Here is a 22,318-nt window from a genome sequence, read left to right as displayed (position 1 = left end):
CCCAGGCGGCTATGGGATCCGGGTGCACGGCGCAAGGCCCAAATTGATGACCTACTCTGGAGGCTACCATGTCTGAAACCCCGTTAAACTGGCGTGCCGCACAGGCCGTTGCCGATCGGCTGTTGGCGAATTGGCGCACCGATGGCGAACCCGGCGGGGCAATAACCCTGTTCGACGCCGGGCAGATACGGGCGACCGCCAGCGCCGGCCTGGCCGATCTGGCGCAAAACACCCCCTTTACCGCCGACAGCGTGGTGCGCTACGCCTCAGTCACCAAACATATTTTCGCCGCGCTGGCGCTGAACGCCACCGGCAACGCCCTCAATTTACGCGATCGCCTCGGCGATTTACTGCCTGAACTGCATGCTCCGCTGGCGGACGTGACCGTCGGCCAGGCGCTGGACATGACCAGCGGACTGCCCGACGTGCGTGAAACGCTGGGGCTGCTCGGCATCTCGGTGCATACCCGCAGCGATGCGCAGCCGGTGATGCAGTTCCTTCAGGGCCTGCGTGAACTCAATTATCCGGCCGGCAGCGAAGTCGCCTACACCAATACCGGATACCGGCTGGTTGAGGCGGCGCTGAAAGCCAAAGGCTACGATTTCGATCAACTGGTGCAACAGCATATTGCCCAACCGCTGCAGGTTCAGCTGCGGGCGCCCGAAAGCTGGTTTGACGTGGTGCCTGGGCTGGCACCCGGTTACTGGCGTTCCGCGCAAGGTTGGCAACTGGCCAGCGCCGGCCTGCATCTGTCCGCTTCCGGCAGCCTGACCGGCAGCGCCAATGCCCTCACTTGCTGGCTACAAACGCTGCTGGCGGATGAAGGCCCGGGCCACGGCGTGTTGGCGCAGCTCAGCGCCCCACGGCGGCTCAATCAGGGCCAGCTCAGCGCTTACGGTCTGGGGCTGGCGCAAACCCCGCTCGGTACCTATAGGCTGCTGGGCCACGGCGGCTCACACGCCGGTTACAAAAGCTATTTCCTGCTGGCACCCGATCGGCAGGCTGGGGTAGCGCTGGTGGCCAACCGCGAGGATTGCGACAGCTTTGGCATGGCGCTACAGGTGATGGCCGCCCTGCTCGATGAGGCGTTACCGCAGCGCAGCACCGCCATTCCCGACGGCATTTACGCTACGGTGGCCGAACCTTACTGGCTGGAGGTAGAGGACGGCAATGTGACCTATTTGGGGACCGGCGAGCCGCTGTATCAGGCCGACGACGGCTACGCGGTGTCGCTTTCTGCCCATATGCCAATGCGGCTGAAATGGACCGGTGAAGCGGTTGAAGGCGAAGTGGGCCACGTGGCGCGCAGCTTTCTGCCGGTAACGCCCAACGGCGACTGCCTGAAACATGTTCAGGGTTTCTGGTATCACCCGCAGTACCGCACCGCCTTCGAGATTTGCGGCAATCAAATACACATCGGCGTGGGTCCGGCGACGCAGAGCGGCACCGTCAGCTCACTCAGCAACGGCCGTATGCTGGTGGAAAGCCACGACGGCCCGTGGCTAAAACGCTTTTGTTTATACTTTCGCGGCTACAGCGTGGATTTGATCGCCAACCGCAGCCGGGTGCTGACCTTTCAGCGCAGCAGCGCCGGCCGAGATTAGCGACGCCGCTCAGCCCGCCTTGTCGGCCCTGACCGCCAGCAAGGCGGTGAACAACCGCTGCTTGTCGGCATCGCTGAGATTAGGCTGACGAATGGCGCTGACAAAAGCGCCGCGAGCCTGTTCCGTCAACGGCCCGGCCTTTAATTGCTGCGCCAGCCGTTGCAGAATGCGATTGCTCAACTCGGCGATTTGCGGCCGCACGCTGTTCAGCGGGCGCGGTTGCCAACCGCTTTCCGGCGTCGCCAGCCAGTCTGCGCGATAGCGGTACTGAATCGCCTTGGCGGCGTCCATCTGCGCTACAATAAACGGTCGCACCGAGCGCGGCGCCAACCCTAACCTGCCCGCCTCCGCTTCTGTGCTCGCCAGCACCTTGGTTTCTTGCGCCAGATCCTCGATCGGCAAATGCTGCTGCGCTTTGTAACCGGCGACGTCTTTCATATAGGCCAGACGCTGGTTGACCAATTCGCCAAGCTGCGCCCCGTCGGCCGCCAGCGCTGAAGAACTGGCCAGACAGCAGACGAACAATAACGCTCTGAACATAACCCTTTCCTTTTTGTTTGCCCAAAATAAAGAAAACAGAGTTCATCACAATCGCCGCCGCTCAGGCAACTCTCCCTCGGAAAGAAAAAAGCCCCGCCGAAGCGAGGCTTTGAGCCGAAGAGGCCGGCGTTAGTCAAACACGCCGTTAATCACCGAGGCCACAATGGCGGTGCTCAGCGCCACCAGCACCAGATCGTTACCGGCAATCCGCCATTCGTAACCCGGATAGGACGGCAGGTCGCGCAGCATTGAAGACGGCACCATTTTCTTGGCGATGCCTGGAGGCAATGGTTTGCCGCGTGCCAGGTTCTTGGCAATGCCCGGCGGCAGAGAACGATAGCCGGTCAGACCGTAATTCAGCGCCAGCGAACGCACCCGGTCGTGAGAGATATTCACCGACACCAGATCGCGTTCGTCACCTTTGGCTTTGTAGCCGTTGTCTTTATTGCCCTTGCCGTGATCACCGCTATTGCCATTGCCGTGACCATTACCGTTGCCCTGACTATTACCGTGACCGCCACCATTACCATTGCCGTGACCATTGCCGCCCTTATCGGCGAACGCCGGCGCAGAGGACAGGCCCAACGATACGATCAACGCCAGCGCCGTGAGAGTAGTACGACGTTTGTTCATGTTATGACTTCCTGCTTGGGGTATTGCATTAACTATAGCGTTAATTCCCCCCATAAAGGATGAGGAAAAATCCGAGATAAGGAACCCTGACAAGGCAGGCGGGCTGGCAAGCGTAAGGAAAGTGATGAAAGATTATTCCTGCGCAAAACTATTCGAAAAAACCGAATTTGGCGACAAGATTTTTCTTGCGGCAAAATAAGTCTTCCAGTACCTTGGAAAGGTAACAAAAAGAGTTAGTCTGCTCTTTTTCGTCGCACCTCAAATCTTATTTTATCGTCCAGAATGATAAACTGAATGCTTCCCGCCTCTCCGTGCGGGATTCTTTTTTCTGCTAAATTTGACGCCTGTCGCACCAACCCGGTGCTTTATGTTGAGATTTGGTAGCCAATACTTTAAATTCAGCGTCTGAGAAACCTCAACCTCCCACGGTGGCCAGTTGGCAACGGGTGGGCGTTCAGGAGCAAAAGACATGCAAATGACCCTCATGGAATACATCACTCAGCACTTTAATGGCGATCTTCACCGCTACGCGCAATCCGAAGGCGTGAGCCGTGAACAAATCATCCATTGGATCGATAATGAATGCCATGTAATCAAAGGACGATTATTTATGCCGGTGAGACATTTACCCGGTGAACAAGCTCAGTGATGACAAAAAAAACCCCGCAACGCGGGGTTTTCTGTTTCTGATACCACGGAAAATCAGAAGTTATAACCGGCCACGAGGTAGTAACCCCAGCCTGTAGATTTAATTGGGCCCTGCGGCGTACCGATCTCCGCGCCGTCCTGCCACTGGCCACCGTTATGGAAGTAACGGGCCACGAACGAGTAGTGCCAGTGATCGTAGTTCAGCGCCAGAATGTGGCTGGACGCGATCGAGTTGCTGGTGCGTACCTGTTTGCCTGTACCGTCGGTCCAGTTGCTGTCTTTGCCCAGATCGGAACCGAAGTCAAAGTTGGTGAAACCGATGTAGCTCAAATTACCGCCCCACAGCTGGGTCAACGGCACAAAATATTTCACCTTGAAACGGTAACCGTCCCAGCTGTTCTCATTGGCAGCCTGGTAGTTTTCCCATTGGTATTTGGCATAGATGTTCATCGACAGGCTCATCGGCAGGCCGGTATCGATGTCCGTACCCAGGCCCATGTACCAGGTATTCTGACGGCCATCGGCGTTGTGGCCCAGATCATAGATGTAGTTGTTGGCGAAGTACCATTCTTTGAACGGGCCAAAGCCCAGATTGGTGCCGGTCAGCTTGTCGATGGAGAAGCGCGGCTCGATCTCCATAAACATCGGTGAGCCCTTGTCCCAAATCCCGCGATCCGGCGTGTTGCCGACACCGAAGAATTTAGGCACGTCGACGTAGCCATAGAAATCGAACCAATCTTTTTTGGCGAAGGCTTCATACTCAAGATACACATCGTTGTTCAACTGAGGTCCGAAACGGGTGTGGTAGCTCCCCACCACGTTAACGCTCTGGTGCCACCAATCCGAGACGAATTCGCTGTCTTTGCTATCAGCCATTGATGATGCACTGTAAGACGCGGCGAGCAATACACCTGCTGCTAGAGCTATTTTTTTCATTTTTATTACCACATGCTTAAAGGGCCATTTCCTGCCCGTTAGAAAAGATGACAATGAGTCTGACGACACCTGGCGTTGCCCCGCTGACAAACTTCTCGGGCGACGCGCGCATTATAGAAATCACTGAGTGTAATAATCTGTGATCCAGTTATGCATTTCGCGAATAGGTAATCGATTGCGTTCACATTTGTCAAATTATGTTTCATGCAAATTCACGATCGATGTGATTTTTGTCATGCTCGGTGATTTATAAAGCAGTTTTTGTGCCAATTATGCGCGACACCCAAAATGAGTGCGGATGGCATTTTCAGGCCAAAAAAAGCCGGCTCAAAAATGGCCGGCTGAAGAAAAGAGATGAGTGGAAAATGGGTCTGATGGTCGTGGAAAACTCAACGCACGCCCGGCACCGCTTTGGCAATATTTTCCTGGCGGAAAACCACTTCCTGCCCCGGAGCCACCTCCCACTCTTTAGGGGGAATGTCCACCTTCGGCGCAGCGGCAACCACGGAACCGAAAATCAACTTGCCTTCCCGGCGCAGAATGCCGACATCAAGCTGGTATTCATGACGCAAATTAGCGGTGGTCAGACGCACAGTATCACCGCGCATATAGTTTTCATCGTCAATCACTGGCTGCTGAATGAATTGGATATCGTCTCTCATTTTTATGTTCCTTCAGGCACAATCAATAGTTAAATTCTAGCCCACTATCCCAGGGTCGACTGAAAATTTCCGTTACTTTCCTCGGGTTGCCTGCCAGCAGATCAGCGAGCCGAACGCGACCATCACTACGCCCTGCCAGAAACTGACCGTTAGCGAAGTATCGAGCACCAGCGCGGCAAATACCGCCGACAGCACCGGCGTAAAATAGGATACCGTCGCCAGCAGTGTCATGTTGCCGTGCAAAATACCGACGTTCCACGCCGCGTAACCGGCCCCCATCGCCGCGCCGGCACACAGCAGCGTCAGGGTCACCGGCCAGGTGAACTGCATGCCGCTTTCGTCGCTGAAGGCATATTTCAGCCACAGCGCCACGGCGGTCAGCGCAATAAACAGCACCACGCCGTTGCTGCCCTGCGCAATTTTTTTGGTCAGATTGCAATACAGCGCCCAAATCACTGCGCCGCTGAAAGCCAGCGAATAACTCAGCGGGTTACTGCGCACATTCTCCAGCATCTGCGCCGGCGACCATCCGCCCTCGCCGCTCATGATCCAGCCAATACCGAACAGCGACAACAGCAAGCCAGGCAACAGCCACCATTTGGCTTTTTGCCCGTTGAACACCAGCGCCATCAGCACGGTAAAACAGGGCCAGAGATAGTTGATCATCCCCACTTCTATCGCCTGCAGCCGGGTATTGGCATAACCCAGAGACAGCGACAGGCAGATCTCATAGCTGACAAACAGCAGGCTGCCGAGGATCAGATAAAGACGGGGAAAATGGCGCAAATTCGGCAAACGCAGCACCAGCAGCAAAAACAGCGCGCTGACGCTGTAGATCATCGCCGCACCGCCAATCGGCCCCAGCCCTTCGCTGACGCTGCGGATCAGACCAACGACGCTGCTCCACAGCAGGATCGCCAATAAACCGAACAGCGTGGCTTTATGCTGGGTGGGTAAAGAAAACATGAAGACGATCCAATGGGTTATTTTTTATCGGGATTTTCACTCTACTGCCGGGCGGCAGAAAAAGAAAGGCGGGAAAAACCCGCCTGATGTCGTTATTGCTGCGGCTGCCGCTCAAACTGCGGCGGTGGTTGGCGAAAACGCCGGGTGAGGTACACCAGATAAGCAAAGCCCAGCGCCGCCCAGATCAGCCCCATGGTCAGCGAACTTTTTTCCAGGTTCAACCACAGCACCGCCACCGTCAACGCGCCAATCAGCGGCAGGATCAGGTAGTTGAAACGGTCCTTCCAGCTTTTGTTGCGCCCCTCGCGAATAAAGAAATGGCTGATAACCGACAGATTAACGAAGGTAAAGGCCACCAACGCGCCGAAGTTGATCAGCGCCGTGGCGGTGACCAGATCAAAAGACAGCGCGGACAGCGCCACCAGCCCGACCATCAGTACGTTCAATGCCGGCGTGCGCCATTTCGGGTGGATATAGCCGAAGAACTTTTCCGGGAACACGTTATCGCGCCCCATCACATACAGCAGCCGTGAAACGCTGGCATGCGAAGCCAGACCGGAAGCCAGCGTGTTGATGAAGGTGGTGCACAGGAAGATGGCCTGGAACAGCTTGCCGCCCACGTACAGCGCGATTTCCGGCAACGCCGCATCCGGCTGATGAAAACGCTGAATGGAAGGGAAAAACAGCTGGATAAAGAACGACACGCTGATAAAGATCACCCCGCCGTACAGCGCGGTCAGGAAAATTGCGCGCGGGATCACCTTGGCGGCATTGGGCGTTTCTTCACACAGGGTGGTGACCGCATCAAAACCGAGGAACGAGAAGCACAGGATGGTAGCGCCGGTGATAATCGGCAACAGATGCGCGTTCTCACTGATGAACGGCTGCAAACTCCATACCCTTCCTACCCCTTCGCCGTTGCGCAGGCCGTGCACCACCAGGTAGATGAACACCAGAATAATCGCCACCTGGGCCAGTACGAACAACGTATTGAAATTGGCCACCAGATTGACGCTTTTCAGGTTAATGGCCGTCATGATGATCACAAATCCTACCACCCAAATCCAGGGAGGGACTTCGGGGAACAGCGCGGTCAGGTAAATCTTCGCCAACAACGTGTTGATCATCGGCAGGAACAGGTAATCCAGCAGCGAGGACCAGCCGACCAAAAAACCGACGTGCGGGTTGATCGCTTTCTGCGCGTAGGTGTAAGCAGAGCCGGCGGTCGGAAACTGGCGTACCAGCTTACCGTAGCTGATGGCGGTAAACAGTACCCCGACCAGTGCAAACAGGTAGGAAGAAGGCACATGGCCGTCGGTGACGCCGGACACGATGCCGAAGGTATCGAACACCGTCATCGGCGTCAGATACGCCAGGCCCATCATCACCACCTGCCACAGTTTAAGGGTCTTGCGCAGCTGCGGCTTGGCCGCCGGATTACAGTCAGTGGCATTAATCGTCATAGCGCTTCCCCTCGTTGTCCTCTGCTGGTAACCGTTTAACGTCATTCAGAGAGGCCGCGGGGAAACTGCTGCTCGGGCGGCGGGAAAAGCGATAGCGGAGGCCTGCGGATGGCCCGTATTCACTGCGGCACGGACACGCGTCCGCGCTGACTGACGGAAGGGTAATGGCTGTCATGATTATTTCCTCGCCGGCGTCCTGTACGCCCAGATGGAAGAAATGCTGTACCGCTGCGCGCAGCTTCGCAGGCCACAGGATAGCCGGCGGAATGCGCCAGACGCGCGCGGTAAGTTCGGGAGCGGGGTCAGGCGTTTTTCAGCATCCACTCGATTTCGGTTTCGGTGATCAGGCGCTCAAACTGCACCATCTCATCCGTTTTACAGGCCAGGTAAACATGGCTGAACCTTTCGCCGAGCAGCGCATTCAGCACCGGTTGATGCTCGAATTCGTACAGCGCATCGCTCTGGCGGATCGGGAACGCCAGTCCTTCCTGCTCCAATCCGTTGCCGGTCACCGGCTCTTGCAGCGGCAACGGCGTTTCCAGCCCGTAAACAATACCCGCCAGAATGGTCGCCATCACCAGATAAGGGTTGGCATCGGCACCGGCCACGCGGTACTCCACGCGGTGATTGTCGCGATCGCCGCAGGGGATGCGCAGCGCCACGGTACGGTTGTTATGGCCCCAGGAAGCCTGGGTCGGCACGTACATGCCTGGCTGAAAGCGGCGATAGGCGTTAACGTTGGGTGCCAGCAGCGCAATAGAAGAAGGCATCAGGGCGATCATCCCCGCCAGCGCCTGCTTCAGCAGCGCGGAATCTTCGCCATCGTCATCGGCTAATACGTTGTTGCCCTGTTTGTCGAGCATGCTGATATGCACGTGCATGCCGCTGCCGGCGTGTTCTTCATAGGGCTTGGCCATAAAGGTGGCGTGCATGTTGTGATTTTCCGCCACCATGCGGATCAGGCGCTTCAGCGCCAACGCGTGGTCACAGGCTTGCAGAACGTTATCGGTATGATGCAGGTTTACCTCAAACTGGCCGGGTGAGGCTTCCGCCACCGCGCCGTCCGCCGGGATGCCTTGCAAACGCGCCAGCTCGTCGATGTCGCTCAGCACGTCGGCAAAGTGATTAAGGTTGTCGACGGAATACACCTGACTCTGGGTATTGCGCTCCTGAGTGCCCGGCGCACACGGCGGCTGAAGATAGCCCTCTGAGTCGCGTTGACGATCGATGAGATAGAACTCCAACTCTACCGCTACTACGGGGGAAAGCCCGCGCTGACGCAAACGCTGCCACACTCGGTTCAGCACATTACGCGGTTCAACGTCAAAGGGAGTGCCCTCTTCATCCAGCATGGTGAGCAGTACCTGGCCGATATATTGCGGATCCGCCGCCGACGGCGTCAGCGTGCCCGGCACAGGGACACAGATATGATCCGGCTCACCCAGTTCCTGCCCCAGTCCGGCTTCTTCTACTACGTTACCGAGAATATCCATCGCAAACACCGACGCCGGGAAGTAACAGCCTTTCTCCAGCTTGCTCAGGCCACTGACAGGTATGCGTTTGCCGCGAAAACTGCCGTTGAGATCGGTCAGCAGAACATCAACGTGCTGAGTCAATGGATAACGTTCCAGGTACTTCTTCACTTCACGCTGGAACGCGCTACTTCGCCTTTCTTCGTTGTGCTGAACAAAGTTTTCCACTTCTACTATGTTGGTCTGCATGATTCACCCGCCATTTATGTTTTTGTCAGTGGTTCTCACACTTATTGCCGTCGATGTTTTTTGACCATCGCGTTCAATATAATGCCCACCAATGAAACATAGTTGCAACAAAATTGTTTTGCAAGTGTTAATTTGAGTTTGAATATTGCCCATTTGACTGCTAGATTTATAAAATATTGAACGAAAAAGGCACTAAAGAAGTTTATCGTTCATAATTTCGAACAACCCAAGGGGATAGTATGGGCAATATATTTAACAGACCAATGGTCGGCGTAGTGATGTGCAGGTATAGGTTAAACGAGCATCTCACCCAGACCTTGCAAGAAAAGTACCTGAATGCAGTAATCACCGCCGGAGGGTTGCCGATCGCCCTGCCGCACGCGTTGGCGGAGCCCACACTGCTGGAAGAATTGTTGCAGCACCTCGATGGCATTTTGCTGCCCGGCAGCCCCAGTAACGTGCAGCCGCACCTTTATGGTGAAAACGGCGATGAGCCTGACGCCGATCCCGGGCGAGATGAATTGAGCCTGGCGCTGATCCGCCATGCGCTCGACAGGCACATTCCCCTTTTCGCCATTTGCCGCGGCATGCAGGAAATGGTGGTTGCCACCCAAGGCACGCTGCATCGTCGTTTGTTTGAACTGCCCGAACTGCTCGAACACCGTGAAGATCACGAGCTGCCGCTGGATCAACAATACGCCCCCGCCCACGAAGTCATCGTTCAGGATGGCGGGCTGCTGTCGCAACTGATACCGGATTGCAACAGATTCTGGGTCAACTCACTGCACGGGCAAGGGTCAAAAACCCTCGGCCCCAACGTCCGCATCGAGGCCCATGCCGCCGATGGGCTGGTGGAGGCGATCAGCCTGCGTGACCAGCCCTTCGCGCTGGGCGTGCAATGGCACCCGGAATGGAACAGTGAGGAGTACGCCCTGTCGCGCCTGTTGTTTGAAGGCTTCATTACCGCTTGCCGGCACTACCAAAAGGAAAAACGCCTATGAGCGATGTCAGCTTGGCACCGGGGAAACGTCTGTCGCAGATCCGTCAGCAACTAGGGTTGTCACAGCGCCGCGCCGCCGAACTGTCTGGATTAACCCACAGCGCCATCAGCACTATCGAACAGGACAAAGTCAGCCCGGCCATCAGCACACTGCAAAAACTGCTGACGGTGTATGGATTGTCGCTATCGGCATTTTTCGCCGAGCCGGAAAAACCGGATGAAACGCGGATTGTCATCGATCATGAAGACCTGATCGAGATTGGCAGCCAGGGGGTGTCGATGAAGCTGATCCACAACGGCGACCCCAACCGCACGCTGGCGATGATGATCGAAACCTACGAGCCGGGCACCACTACCGGCGAACGTATCAAACATCAGGGGGAAGAGATCGGCACCCTGCTGGAAGGCGAAGTGCTGCTGCAGGTCAACGGGCAGAACTATCACCTGTTGGCCGGCCAGAGCTACGCCATCAACACCGGCATTCCCCACAGTTTCAGCAACACGTCGGCGCGGATTTGCCGGATTATCAGCGCCCATACCCCGACGACATTCTGATCAACGGAGCAAAGCATGGACTTCCATCACCTGCAGTATTGGCAACACCGGGCGCAAGCCCTGAATATTGAGAACCGACTCTTTATTAATGGCCGTTATCAACAGGCCGCTGAAGGCGAAACCTTTACCCTTGAGGATCCTGCCGCGCAGCGCGAATTGACGCAGGTGGCGCGGGGGAGCAGCGCCGATATCGATCTGGCTGTCAGCGCGGCGCGCGAGGTGTTTGAGCGCGGCGACTGGTCACGGGCCGCACCGGCGCAACGCAAGGCGACCTTGCTGCAACTGGCGGCATTGATGGAGCAGCACCAAGAGGAACTGGCATTGCTGGAAACGCTGGATACCGGCAAGCCGATCCTCCACAGCCTGCGCGACGACGTGCCTGGCGCTATCCGCTGTCTGCGCTGGTACGCCGAAGCTGTCGACAAGGTCTACGGCGAAATCGCCCCCACCGGCGGCGATGCACTGGCGCTGATCGAACGCGAGCCGATCGGCGTGGTTGGCGCTATCGTACCCTGGAACTTCCCGCTGCTGCTGGCCTGCTGGAAACTCGGCCCTGCGCTGGCCACCGGCAACAGCGTGATCCTCAAACCTTCGGAAAAATCCCCGCTGAGCGCGATCTATCTGGGCAAGCTGGCGCAACAGGCCGGGTTGCCGGACGGCGTGCTGAACATCATCCCCGGCTACGGCCACGATGCGGGCAAGGCGCTGGCGCTGCATAACGACGTCGACGCCCTTACCTTCACCGGTTCCACCCTGGTCGCCAAACAACTGATGATCTACGCCGGGCAATCCAATATGAAACGGGTATGGCTGGAAGCCGGCGGCAAAAGCGCCAATATCATTTTTGCCGACTGCCCGGATCTGGATAAAGCGGCACAGGCCGCGGCGGCGGGTATCTTCTACAATCAGGGCCAAGTGTGTATCGCCGGCACCCGGCTGCTGGTGGAAGAGAGCATTCAGCAGGAATTCTTGCAAGCCCTGCGCAAGCATGCGGCAGCCTTTATACCGGGCGATCCGCTCGATCCGACCACGGTGATGGGCACGCTGATCGATCAGGCTCACTGTGAAAAAGTGGCCGATTATATCGAGCAAGGGTTGAGCCAAGGCGCAGCGCTGTTTCTTGATGGCCGCGAGCACCCGCGTAGCGGCCATGCCGGTTATCTCGGCCCAACCATTCTCACCCAGGTGGATAACGCCATGAGCGTGGCGCGCGATGAGATTTTCGGCCCGGTACTGGCGGTGACGTCCTTTAACGGCGAACAGCAGGCATTGCAATTAGCCAACGACAGCGAATACGGCCTGGGAGCCGCCGTCTGGACGCGCGACCTGTCCCGCGCCCACCGCATGGCTCGACAGTTAAAAGCCGGTTCGGTTTTCGTCAATAACTACAACGACGGAGACATGACCGTGCCGTTTGGCGGCTACAAGCAAAGCGGCAATGGCCGCGACAAATCGCTGCACGCGCTGGATAAATTCACCGAACTGAAAACCACCTGGATTTCGCTGGAATAAGAGCCCCTATCATGACTGAACACGTAAAAAGCTATTATGCGGCTTCGGCCAACAGCCATCAGCCCTACCCGCAACTGAATGAATCTATTGAATGCGATGTTTGTATCGTCGGCGGTGGCTACACCGGTCTGTCTTCTGCACTATTCCTGGTAGAGGCGGGCTACAACGTGGTGGTGCTGGAATCCGCCCGTATCGGCTTCGGCGCCAGCGGCCGTAACGGCGGCCAGTTGGTGAATTCCTACAGCCGCGACATTGACGTCATCGAGGAACGCTATGGCGCAGAAAGCGCCCGGATGCTCGGCAGCATGATGTTCGAAGGCGCAGAGATCATTCGCAGTCGTATCAAGCGATACGCCATCGAATGCGACTATCGCCCCGGCGGCATCTTCGCCGCGCTGAACAACCGGCAATATCATGCACTGATTGAACAGAAACAACATTGGGAGCGCTACGGCAATACCCAACTGGAGTTGCTGGACGCAGAGCGCATCCGTGAGGAAGTGAACAGCGAACGTTACGTCGGCGCGCTGCTGGATCACAGCGGCGGCCATATTCATCCGCTGAATCTGGCGCTCGGTGAAGCCGAGGCGATTCGCCTGCAGGGCGGGCGCATCTTCGAGCAGTCGGCGGTGACCCATATTCGCCACGGCGAACCGGCGCTTGTCAACACCGCCGATGGCCAGGTGAAGGCCCGCTATGTGATTGTGGCCGGCAATGCTTATCTGGGCGACAAGCTGGAGCCCCGGTTGGCGAAACGCAGCATGCCGTGCGGCACGCAGGTGGTCGCTACCGAACCGCTGGCGCCGGAAGTAGCGCAGTCGCTCATCCCGCAGAATTACTGCGTGGAAGACTGCAACTACCTGCTGGATTATTACCGCATTACCGGCGATAACCGCCTGCTGTACGGCGGCGGCGTGGTGTATGGCGCACGCGATCCGGACGATATCGATAATCTGATCCGGCCAAAACTGTTGAAAACTTTCCCGCAGTTGAAAGGCGTTCGCATCGACTACCGCTGGACCGGTAACTTCCTTCTCACGCTGTCGCGCATGCCGCAATTCGGCCGGTTGGAGAATAATGTGTATTACATGCAGGGCTACAGCGGTCACGGCGTGACCTGTACCCATCTGGCGGGCAAGCTGATTGCCGAGCTGATGCGCGGCGATGCGGAGCGTTTCGATGCCTTTGCCAAGCTGCCGCACCTGCCGTTCTTCGGTGGCCGCAATCTGCAAATTCCGTTCACCGCAATTGGCGCCGCTTACTATACGCTGCGGGATCGGATGGGGGTGTGATGCAAGGGGCCCAGCATGCTGGGCCCTTTATGCCAAGGATCAAACGATCTTCGGTTGACCGTCTGATGCGGTCGCGCCGCCGTCAACCGGGATGTTGGCGCCGTTGATAAAGCTGGCGTCGTCGCTGGCCAGAAACGCCATCACCGCCGCCACTTCTTCCGGCTCTGCCGCACGCCCCAACGCAATGCGCTCGTTGAACTTGTCGCGGATCTCCTGCGGCCAGCCATTGGTCATATTGGTTTTCACCAGGCTCGGGCACACCGAGTTCACGCGTACACCGTCACCGCCGTGATCCAACGCCATGGCGCGCGTCAGGTTGACCACCGCCCCTTTCGCCGCACAGTAATATGCCGCGCCCCAGTCGCCCCCCAGGCCGGATACCGAGGCGGTGTTAACGATACAACCCTTGGTTTTCAGCAGATAAGGCATGGCGAATTTGGAACAGAATACTACGCCGTCGATATCCACCCCAGCGATGCGTCGCCAGTCGGCCACGCTGGTTTCCAGCACTGTACCCGCCACGTGTACGCCGGCATTGTTCAGCAACACGTCGATGCGGCCCAGTTTTGCCGCCACCTCGTTCATCATTTTTTCAACCGCAACCGGGTCGGAAACGTCGATGTGTACCGCCAGCGCCCTGCCTTTCGGCAGTGAGGCGGCAACGGTATCTACCGCGTCCTTCGCCCAGTCCGCAAGCACCACCACAGCTCCCTCGGCGGAAAATCGGCGTGCCGCCGCTTCCCCCATGCCATTGCCTGCGCCGGTGATCACTACCACTTTATTGTCGAAACGCATGAAACCTCCTCCATGTGAATGTATTTCTATAAATCATACAAATCCTGCTGAGATCCGAGGATAAAACTCATGGAGGGCAAGAGCCAGTCAAAACGTGCGGTTTATTAATCATAAAGAGGTATATACCGGTAATTCAATACGCAAGGCGAGGCATTATCAGAATTAAGCCAATGCTTTGATCACGTTAATAAAATCAAGAGGCGGGACTATTTCGATGAGGAACTATCAGGAATCTATAAGTTCAATAACATCCCTACACCGCCGTTCATTGGATAAGCGGCAGTAATAGGACATCATCCCCGCTTCGTTGAGCAGCGGCGGTGAACAGGCTTATTTCTTGTCGATGGGGATCACCAACAGATCAACCTGCAGGTGGTTGATGACCTGTCGCACCGATGACATCAACCGGCTCCAGATATCCTGATGATGACCAAAAATCACCAAATCAATGCCCTTCTCCTTCACCGCCCTATTCAGCTCTTGCGTCAGTTCACCACGCCCGATAATCACCTCTTCAACCGGATAGGAACACTGGTCCTTGATCGCGTTCAGCATGTTTTTCACGCGTTCCGAAAAAGTAAAGTCGGTGTAGTGGTATTCACCCACGCCCAGTTCGGCGTAATAGCCGGTTCGGTGGATATCGATATAGATCAGGGATAACCTGGCATTGAGCGCGCTGGCCAGCCCGGCGCCTTTACCGAGCAGAAATTCCGCGTCTTCGCTGAGATCGGTTGCGACAACGATATGTTGATAAGCCATGATGCAGCCTCCACATTGCGCTGATGAACACAAATAGCGCCCCCGACAGGGGCTTTTCACGTGCTTCTTATACAGTTCAAGTTTAGTTCAGCGCTGAAATTATCGCCTGCACGTTGCCTTTATCGTTCTTTTTATAGAACGATGAATCCTGAGTTACCTCTCTAGCGGAATTTTCCCCTGGCCCTACACTGTTCGTAAGCACTGAGATTACGTCTTGGTTAGGCAAAATTAATTGTTATCAACACCCCCGATTACAGAGGAAAACAAGATGAGCACCCCAGCAAACTTTAATGGTCAACGTCCTGTTATTGATGCCAATGACGCGGTCATGCTGTTGATTGACCACCAGAGTGGTCTGTTCCAAACCGTCGGCGATATGCCCATGACCGAACTGCGCGCTCGCGCCGGTGCACTGGCCAGTATCGCTACTCTGAGTAAGTTGCCGGTAATTACCACGGCGTCAGTACCCCAAGGCCCTAACGGCCCTTTGATCCCTGAGATCCACCAAAATGCACCTCACGCACAATATATTGCGCGCAAAGGCGAGATCAACGCCTGGGATAACCCGGACTTTGTTGCGGCCGTTAAAGCTACCGGGCGCAAAACCCTGATTATCGCCGGCACCATTACCAGCGTTTGCATGGCCTTCCCGTCGATCAGCGCCGTTGCCGAAGGCTATAAGGTATTTGCCGTCATCGACGCCTCAGGCACCTATTCTAAAATGGCGCAGGAGATCACTCTGGCACGCGTGGTTCAGGCTGGTGTCGTGCCTATCGATACCGCTGGCGTGGCCTCTGAACTGCAGGGTAGCTGGAACCGCGAGGATGCACAGCAATGGGCCGAGGTTTACACCAAAATCTTCCCGGCGTATCAACTCTTGATTGAAAATTACGTTAAAGCCCAGGACGTGGTGAAAAATAATGAAGTGCTGGATTCCCAGCGCGGGTAACGGTCATGTTATGGCTGGCCCGCTTCACATTGGGCCAGCCTGTTCGCCGGGGCGATAAGCATAAAAAAACCCCGGTGTTTAGCCAGGGTCATCAATGTTTGCCGGTTACTTTCCCGACCGTCATGTTATGGCGTAAGCGTCCATCGAACACTCCAACGTTACGCAGCCTAAGCACAACCTTTTCACAACAGAAAAAAAGACTGAATCAGTGTCGTTATTAACGCGGCGACGCCAATCTGTTTTTCTGTTGCCAATATTTCCCGCTACTCAAATAGAGCGAAATATTCAGACTTTGATAAACTCCGGGTAATCCCGGAGTTTATTCGAGCAACGCTTTTATTTCTCATCCGCTCCGGCTTAAGCCATCATCGCTATCGCAAGAAATAAAACATTACCTTAAAATCATAAAACCACTACGTTGCCTGCTGAAGGGCCTTTTGCACCACTTTCGATGGTGAACTCAACGCGCTGGCCTTCATCAAGAGTTTTGAAATCATTGCTCTGAATGGCAGAGAAGTGCACGAACACGTCTTTGCTGCCGTCTGCCGGAGAGATGAAACCAAAACCTTTACCTGCATCAAACCATTTTACCAAACCAGTCATTTTAGTAGACATAGATATTTCCTTTATATTTTGAGACGCCATAAGGCGATAGAGGTCTGTTTTTGTTGGAAACTTATTGGGCACTAGAGAAGGTAATTCGCGGGAGAAGAGGTATCTATGGGATATCACTAATACTGAGAACTGCTTTACTAAAACTGCTTTCATAAGGTCTGTACTACAAACCGATGACGCTATTTACACACAGCTAGATTATTTAAGCAAGGAATATTTATAATTATATTTATACACCCTATGAATTTATTACGTTCAACACGATGAAAGCTCGCCGCTGAGAAAGGCAGCATAAAGACGGAAGAAAAATTTTCCGCTCCGCACGGATATCAGGATGGATTGTGGCCGCGATTCATTATAAAACTGCTGACATGTTCCTTTCTGATCGGCTGTAGCATGATGATCGATATGTCCGCGGTAATCGCCGTTTTCACCCTGTATGTGGTCGGCGTAGTGGTGCCTGGCCCCAACTTTGTCGCCGTAGCGCATAAAGCCGTATCTGCACGCCGGGCGGAAGCTTTCGCTCTGGTAGCCGGTATCGTGCTGGTCAATCTGTTCTGGGCCAGCGGCGCGATTCTCGGCATCGGCCTGGTTTTTGCCCTGTTCCCCTGGCTGGCGATGGCAGTCAAAATCGCCGGTGCCGGCTATCTTATTTGGTTTGGTTGCCGTCTGTTCGCCAAAGCAAAACCTGTCTCAGGTTTGATAAGCGCCAGCGCCCGTGAAAAAAGCGGATCACGCGTCGCTTTTGTACAGGGGATCGCGACCAATATTGCCAATCCTAAATCTGTCGCCTTCTACGCGGCGGTATTCTCGTCAGCGGCACCGGCGCATGTCTCAGCGGCGACCTTCGCCGCCATGCTGGCGGAAGTGGCGGTGATTGCCGGTTGTTGGTATGGACTGGTCGTTCTGGTGCTGTCGCACGTCCCTATTGCCAGCGCCTATCGCCGCAGCAAAGCCCATATCGACAGGATTTGCGGTGCGTTGATCGTCGGGCTGGGAATACGGCAGTTACTGCGTTGACGATGGGTGATGTACCCAATTTATCAGGCTGTTTACCAGGAAAAACCATGAAAATAACCGACCTCCCCTTCGGCATTACTGACTGGCAAGACATCGCCGCAACGGAGCACCCAGGCATTACCGGCATGGCCTATTGGCGAACTCGCCGGTTTGGCGACCTGCGCGTCAGAATGGTTGAGTACACGGCCGACTACCTCGCGGACCACTGGTGTACCAAAGGTCATATTCTTCTGTGCCTGAGCGGTGAATTGCATACCGAGTTGGCCGATGGCCGACGCTTTGTTCTGCTGCCGGGCATGAGCTATCAGGTGGCGGACGACGCCGAACCGCACCGCTCGTCAACGCAAGGCGGTGCGCGACTGTTTATCGTCGATTAATGCCTGCGCCAGATTGCCGGCGTTGCCTGCCTTAGGCCCTAACCGATAATCGCGATGCCCAGGCGTTCCATGATCTGGAACGCCTGATAACTGTCCAGTTTTACCCCCTGCAAATCGACGCCGCGCACGTCCAGCTCACCCAATTCAGAATTGGTCAGGTCGCAATGGGTAAAGTTGGCGGCACGCCAGTCGAATGAAGAAAATTCGCCGCCGGAAAGATCGGAGCCGCTAAAGGTCGCACCGAGGATCTGCGCCCCATTCCAGCGGTTTTCCCACAGCTCGCACTTCTCCAATACCACTTTCGAAAAATTGGCGTAGCTGAGGTTGGTTTTGGTGATGTAAGCGCTGCAGAACCAGGTACGCGTGGTGATCATGTTCATAAAACTGGCACCGCGAAAATCGGCGCCCTGTGCACGACACTCGCGAATTTCAATGCCCAGCGCATGGGCATTTCTGAAATCAGCCATCGATAAATCGCAGTTTTTGAAGCTGGCGTCTTTCAGCAGCGCGCGGCTGAAATTGCCGCCTTGCTGGCTCTCGCGATCATAAAACTGACAGCCGATGAACTCGGTGCCGGTCAGATCCGCCCCCGAGAAATCACTGTTACGGAAAGTGCCGTTTTCAATCTTCTCGCCGGTAAACCGGTTACGGCCAATTTTTTCACCATCCAAAGCCAACGTCATTGCAACCAACCTGTTTATTTATACAGCTAATGACGTATTATAAGCCGATCCGCACGGCCGGGAAAACCGCTTTGGCCTATTTTCTCTGCAGGAAGGCACAAAAAATCCGCGTGCAGCATGAGGGAATTTATGCCAGTTTGACCTTGATGCGGTTCATGTTCATGCCGGCAGTCTGAGCTTGTAATGCCCCCTGTGCAATCAAGGCGTACAGACGGAAATTCAAAAAGGTGTCCCCCACCGGATAAGGTGAATTCACCATCGCCTCGCCCACCACCCGCGAACCCTGGGTGTAATCGTCAGGGCAGGCGTCAAGCAGTTGACGGTCATGAAAATCCTGCGCCTGACCGCGAACCGCGTTTTCCGCAAAAATCCGCACCGGGGCATTCTCCACCAACAAACGATGCCAGTCGGCGGTGAGCGCGGTTTTGTCTGCCGACGTCAGTTCACGCCGCCGGATCCACAAGGGTTCCAGCATTTCCGTCGCACACCAGTGGGTGCTCGGCCGCCCGGTGTGTTCGGTTACGTTGACGACAAAGATCGGGCGTTCGCCAAGCAGCGGCAGCAGTGCACGCAGCATCAGCTGTTCATCGGCGTTATCGCCAACCCACAGGGTCACTTGCCCGGTAACGGCGGCAAGTTGCGCTTTTAACGTCGCCATCCCCGCCTGGCTCTCTTCGGAAGTGTCCCACTCAGGCGCGTGAACGGATTGGTATAAATCGCGCAACCAGCGGGTTCTGGCCTGCAACGCGCCATCGTCGTCGAGCGCATACAGCGGCCCGAATGACAGCCGGTCGGGAAAATCCAGTACGTCTTCTCCCGGGTAAGCCAACCGTACACAGCTGCCCGACAGTGCGATATGCACATCCTTCATCAACGTTCTCCTCACGCTCTTTCCTAAGATAATCCTGAGGTCGATTTTACAACTTTTCCCGTTTCGCTCTATGACAAACAATCCGAATATGCCGGACAAAATGCAAAAAACCGCCCAGAGGGGCGGTTGATTATGGGCGGCAGGAGCTTACTTCAAGGCTTCCTGTATGGCATCCGCCATGGGGCCAATGTGCTTTTCGGCGGCTTTCAGTTGAAAATCCACGCCGTTGCCGTCGTTGGTATCGGACAAGGTGGCCTTGATCAGCTCCAGCGCCGCCTGCACGGCCACTAGCCTTTTATGCTGCTCGTCCGTGACGGGTTTGGAGCTCATCGTCGCCGGGTAGTATTGCTCTAACATCGTTCTCTCCTTGTGATTGGGCCAACCCCTACCCTATCAGCCTTTCCCCCCTTTCTCTAATGAGGCAGATCACTGTATCGTCCCTCTGGCGTCTGGGTGGCGAAAAAGCGAACTAAAATGATGTCGCCGAGGCTCCACCTCGCTTGCAGGGCTTTAGCGAAACTCAACCCAGCTGGCGCCGGCATCGGCGGAACGCACGCAGTTTTCGACCCAACGCACGCCCATCGCCCCGGCATGCACGTCGGGGTACCAGAAATCTGCCAGGAAAGCCTCGTCCCGCCGGTCGGTGGCGTCCATCGCCAGCGCAAAACGTCGGTACAGATTTGACCAGGCTTCGAACAGCCCCTCGGGATGACCGCCGCCAATCCTGTCGTCCGCCAACGCAGCGTGATTCAGGTAAGGCATGCCCCGCTCCAGAATGCGCACCGGCTCGCCCTGTACTTCAAATCGCATTTGGTTAGGCTGTTCATCCCACCATTCCAGGCTGGCCTTCTCGCCGACGATGCGCACCTTCTGGCCGTGCATCGAGCCGCTGTTGACCGCCGAACACCACATTGAACCGACCGCGCCGTTGTCGTACTCCATCAACACGTAGGCATTGTCTTCCAGCGGCGCACGGGTTTTGACAAAGCTCTGGCGGCTGCACATCAGACGTTTGATCTTCAATTGCGGCACCATGGTTTCCGCCAGGAACAGCGGATGGGTAGCCAAATCACCCAATACATAGCTGGGACCGACAAAACGCGGATCCACCCGCCAACGCGTGCTGGGGTTCTCTTGCTCTACCGGCGCGGCGTGGAACCCGTGAGAGAACTGCATGTTGATAATGCGAATGTCGCCCAGCAGGCCGTCGGCAATCATCTGCCGGGCCTGCAAAATCAACTGGTGGCCAGAATAGCCGTAGGTGACGCCGATAATTTTATGCTGCCTTTGACTCAATTCGACCAGTATTTGCGCCTCCTCGGCGGTAAAGCACAGCGGTTTTTCGCACACCACGTGCAAACCCGCTTCCAGCGCCGCTTGGCAAATAGCAAAGTGGGTGTTGTTTGGCGTGGCGATGGAAACCGCCTCGATACCCTCTGCCCTGGCGGCTTCTTCCCGAAACAGCGTGGCGTAATCCGGGTAACAGCGGTCCGCTGCCACTCCCAGGCTTTGCCCAAAACTGCGCCCGCGCGACACGTCGATATCGAACGCGCCGGCCAACAGAGCGAAAGTGCCGTCGCGCAGCGCCGCAGAACGGTGGATATAACCGATTTGGCTGGTGCCGCCACCGCCGACCATGCCCCAACGCAGGGAGCGTTCCAGAGGTTTAATGCCGTTGATCATCACGTTTCTCCCGATTAAAAACCGACTGTTCGCAAATAATTGAGGCTTTCCGTCACATCCTGCAGGCTGCCCTGCACCTGACGCGGATCCCGTTCCTGCTCAATAGTGATCCAGCCCTGATAGCCGCGCGCCGTCAATAATTCGCGCACGGCTGGATAATCAATTGCACCCTGCCCCAGTGGGCACATCACCCCTTGTGCGCAAGCGGTAAAGAAATCCAGCCCGCGTTTCAGCACGTCATTGAACACCTGCGGGTTAACATCCTTGAAATGCAGGTAATCAATCCGGGAGAAATAGCGTTCGAGCCAGATGACCGGATCCATGCCGGAGTAATACAGGTGCCCGGTGTCCAGGCATAATCCGGCGGTTTGGTACGGAATTTGGCTGACCAACAGTTCGATCTCATCGGCGAACTCGATGCAGCCGCCGGCATGCGGATGGATCACCGGCCTGACGCCATATTCCTGCCAGGCAATCTCGCTGACCGTTTTGATGTGGCCGATCATCCGGTTCCAGTCGTCTGGCGCCAGCCGCGGTGCCTGTGATGACTGCCCGGCGAACCTGGCCCGCTGTGGATTGCCGAAGTCGATTATCACCAGATACGGTGGCGAGAAATGGCCTTCGCAAATGGGATGTGCCTTGGGCGCCTGCGACAAATTGCGACAAATGTTATGGGTCAGCGCCAGGATGTGCGCGAAGTTCTGCTCGCTGACCAGATCGTCAAAAATGGTGCCGGCCACCAGCGACAACTGGTGGCGGTGCAACTCTGCGGTCAGGGTCGCGGCCTCGATTGGCAGGTAGCCCCACGGCCCCAGCTCAATGCTGTGATAGCCTGCGGCGCTCGCCTCCTGCAGCACTTGGGCGTAAGGAGGAAGATAAGGATTTTTGGGATCATCCACTCCCCAACTGCAGGGGGCATTAGCGATAGGCAAGGTCATTTTTCATTCCGTTTCGAGGTGGGTGTGACGCCAGTATCAAACAAATATTTCGAAACCATCAATGATGAAACTTTCATTTTTTGATGGAGATCGCGT

Annotated in this window: 24 protein-coding genes; 9 read left to right on the top strand and 15 right to left on the bottom strand. The window is 56.0% G+C overall.

The features are described from left to right. The first annotated feature begins 68 nt into the window (after positions 1-68). A complete protein-coding gene (locus JEM67_RS11955) occupies positions 69-1,604 on the top strand; it encodes a serine hydrolase domain-containing protein (protein ID WP_199638985.1) in 1,536 nt (511 codons plus the stop codon). A 9-nt stretch (positions 1,605-1,613) separates the two neighbouring features. Here the strand turns inward: JEM67_RS11955 and JEM67_RS11950 are convergent, their stop codons facing one another. Next, entirely contained in the window at positions 1,614-2,144 is a 531-nt protein-coding gene (locus tag JEM67_RS11950; RefSeq protein ID WP_199638983.1) for a chorismate mutase, read from the bottom strand. A 129-nt stretch (positions 2,145-2,273) separates the two neighbouring features. Then, on the bottom strand, positions 2,274-2,777 hold the full coding sequence (locus JEM67_RS11945; RefSeq protein ID WP_013812568.1) for an anti-virulence regulator CigR family protein: 504 nt from the start codon (positions 2,775-2,777) through the stop codon (positions 2,274-2,276). Between the two features lie 469 nt (positions 2,778-3,246). Between JEM67_RS11945 and JEM67_RS11940 the strand changes: the two genes are divergently transcribed. Next, positions 3,247-3,426 (top strand): hypothetical protein, encoded by a 180-nt coding sequence (locus JEM67_RS11940; RefSeq protein WP_006324851.1) that lies wholly within the window; start codon positions 3,247-3,249, stop codon positions 3,424-3,426. Between the two features lie 53 nt (positions 3,427-3,479). Here JEM67_RS11940 and JEM67_RS11935 read toward each other — a convergent pair whose 3' ends face one another. From JEM67_RS11935 to JEM67_RS11915, 5 genes are all read right to left on the bottom strand, one after another. Then, positions 3,480-4,361 carry a nucleoside-specific channel-forming protein Tsx gene (locus JEM67_RS11935; protein ID WP_041416058.1) on the bottom strand — a complete coding sequence of 294 codons (882 nt, stop codon included), beginning with the start codon at positions 4,359-4,361 and terminating at the stop codon, positions 3,480-3,482. 389 nt (positions 4,362-4,750) lie between these two features. Next, entirely contained in the window at positions 4,751-5,023 is a 273-nt protein-coding gene (locus JEM67_RS11930; RefSeq protein ID WP_013812566.1) for a hypothetical protein, read from the bottom strand. A 72-nt stretch (positions 5,024-5,095) separates the two neighbouring features. After that, on the bottom strand, positions 5,096-5,989 hold the full coding sequence (gene yddG / locus JEM67_RS11925) for an aromatic amino acid DMT transporter YddG (RefSeq protein ID WP_199638981.1): 894 nt from the start codon (positions 5,987-5,989) through the stop codon (positions 5,096-5,098). 92 nt (positions 5,990-6,081) lie between these two features. Beyond that, entirely contained in the window at positions 6,082-7,452 is a 1,371-nt protein-coding gene (locus JEM67_RS11920; protein WP_199638974.1) for an APC family permease, read from the bottom strand. A 302-nt stretch (positions 7,453-7,754) separates the two neighbouring features. After that, positions 7,755-9,173 carry a glutamine synthetase family protein gene (locus JEM67_RS11915; RefSeq protein ID WP_013812562.1) on the bottom strand — a complete coding sequence of 473 codons (1,419 nt, stop codon included), beginning with the start codon at positions 9,171-9,173 and terminating at the stop codon, positions 7,755-7,757. Between the two features lie 239 nt (positions 9,174-9,412). On the opposite strand from JEM67_RS11915, the gene puuD reads away from it, so the two are divergent. The 4 genes from puuD to JEM67_RS11895 are packed head-to-tail and all read left to right on the top strand — an operon-like array spanning position 9,413 to position 13,532. Next, the gene (puuD, locus tag JEM67_RS11910; protein ID WP_199638972.1) at positions 9,413-10,174 is read left to right on the top strand and encodes a gamma-glutamyl-gamma-aminobutyrate hydrolase; all 762 of its coding nucleotides are present in this window, start codon (positions 9,413-9,415) and stop codon (positions 10,172-10,174) included. Continuing rightward, positions 10,171-10,728: an HTH-type transcriptional regulator PuuR gene (puuR, locus tag JEM67_RS11905; protein ID WP_006320460.1), complete on the top strand. Its 558-nt coding sequence runs from the start codon at positions 10,171-10,173 to the stop codon at positions 10,726-10,728. The genes puuD and puuR overlap by 4 nt, the downstream gene beginning before the upstream one ends. Before the next feature lie 15 nt (positions 10,729-10,743). Continuing rightward, positions 10,744-12,240 (top strand): aldehyde dehydrogenase PuuC, encoded by a 1,497-nt coding sequence (gene puuC / locus JEM67_RS11900; protein WP_199638970.1) that lies wholly within the window; start codon positions 10,744-10,746, stop codon positions 12,238-12,240. Positions 12,241-12,251: 11 nt separating this feature from the next. Continuing rightward, positions 12,252-13,532: an NAD(P)/FAD-dependent oxidoreductase gene (locus tag JEM67_RS11895; protein ID WP_199638968.1), complete on the top strand. Its 1,281-nt coding sequence runs from the start codon at positions 12,252-12,254 to the stop codon at positions 13,530-13,532. 39 nt (positions 13,533-13,571) lie between these two features. Here the strand turns inward: JEM67_RS11895 and JEM67_RS11890 are convergent, their stop codons facing one another. After that, positions 13,572-14,327 carry an SDR family NAD(P)-dependent oxidoreductase gene (locus JEM67_RS11890; protein WP_013812558.1) on the bottom strand — a complete coding sequence of 252 codons (756 nt, stop codon included), beginning with the start codon at positions 14,325-14,327 and terminating at the stop codon, positions 13,572-13,574. 330 nt (positions 14,328-14,657) lie between these two features. Continuing rightward, complete coding sequence (locus JEM67_RS11885; RefSeq protein ID WP_199638966.1) at positions 14,658-15,086, bottom strand: universal stress protein; 429 nt, start codon at positions 15,084-15,086, stop codon at positions 14,658-14,660. 268 nt (positions 15,087-15,354) lie between these two features. Here JEM67_RS11885 and JEM67_RS11880 point away from each other — a divergent pair, with 268 nt between their 5' ends. Further along, positions 15,355-16,035 (top strand): hydrolase, encoded by a 681-nt coding sequence (locus JEM67_RS11880; RefSeq protein ID WP_199638964.1) that lies wholly within the window; start codon positions 15,355-15,357, stop codon positions 16,033-16,035. A gap of 402 nt (positions 16,036-16,437) precedes the next feature. On the opposite strand, the gene cspE is transcribed toward JEM67_RS11880, so the two are convergent. Further along, entirely contained in the window at positions 16,438-16,650 is a 213-nt protein-coding gene (gene cspE / locus JEM67_RS11875; protein ID WP_004943356.1) for a transcription antiterminator/RNA stability regulator CspE, read from the bottom strand. A 399-nt stretch (positions 16,651-17,049) separates the two neighbouring features. Between cspE and JEM67_RS11870 the strand changes: the two genes are divergently transcribed. Further along, a complete protein-coding gene (locus JEM67_RS11870) occupies positions 17,050-17,670 on the top strand; it encodes a LysE family translocator (protein ID WP_370576194.1) in 621 nt (206 codons plus the stop codon). Between the two features lie 47 nt (positions 17,671-17,717). Beyond that, positions 17,718-18,047, top strand: a complete 330-nt coding sequence (locus tag JEM67_RS11865; RefSeq protein ID WP_013812555.1) for a DHCW motif cupin fold protein — start codon at positions 17,718-17,720, stop codon at positions 18,045-18,047. A gap of 38 nt (positions 18,048-18,085) precedes the next feature. On the opposite strand, the gene JEM67_RS11860 is transcribed toward JEM67_RS11865, so the two are convergent. The 5 genes from JEM67_RS11860 to JEM67_RS11840 form a co-directional block, all read right to left on the bottom strand. Then, entirely contained in the window at positions 18,086-18,730 is a 645-nt protein-coding gene (locus JEM67_RS11860) for a Qnr family pentapeptide repeat protein (RefSeq protein WP_199638960.1), read from the bottom strand. A gap of 127 nt (positions 18,731-18,857) precedes the next feature. Beyond that, the gene (locus JEM67_RS11855; protein WP_199638958.1) at positions 18,858-19,601 is read right to left on the bottom strand and encodes a DUF3658 domain-containing protein; all 744 of its coding nucleotides are present in this window, start codon (positions 19,599-19,601) and stop codon (positions 18,858-18,860) included. Between the two features lie 147 nt (positions 19,602-19,748). Next, positions 19,749-19,958, bottom strand: a complete 210-nt coding sequence (locus JEM67_RS11850) for a hypothetical protein (RefSeq protein WP_004943339.1) — start codon at positions 19,956-19,958, stop codon at positions 19,749-19,751. 153 nt (positions 19,959-20,111) lie between these two features. After that, on the bottom strand, positions 20,112-21,284 hold the full coding sequence (locus JEM67_RS11845) for a Gfo/Idh/MocA family protein (protein WP_199638956.1): 1,173 nt from the start codon (positions 21,282-21,284) through the stop codon (positions 20,112-20,114). A gap of 14 nt (positions 21,285-21,298) precedes the next feature. Further along, on the bottom strand, positions 21,299-22,222 hold the full coding sequence (locus tag JEM67_RS11840) for a TIM barrel protein (protein WP_199638954.1): 924 nt from the start codon (positions 22,220-22,222) through the stop codon (positions 21,299-21,301). Positions 22,223-22,318 lie beyond the last annotated feature (96 nt).

This window comes from Serratia sp. PAMC26656, assembly GCF_016469055.2.
GTDB lineage: Bacteria > Pseudomonadota > Gammaproteobacteria > Enterobacterales > Enterobacteriaceae > Serratia > Serratia plymuthica.
This window is presented reverse-complemented; position numbering and strand designations above follow the sequence as displayed.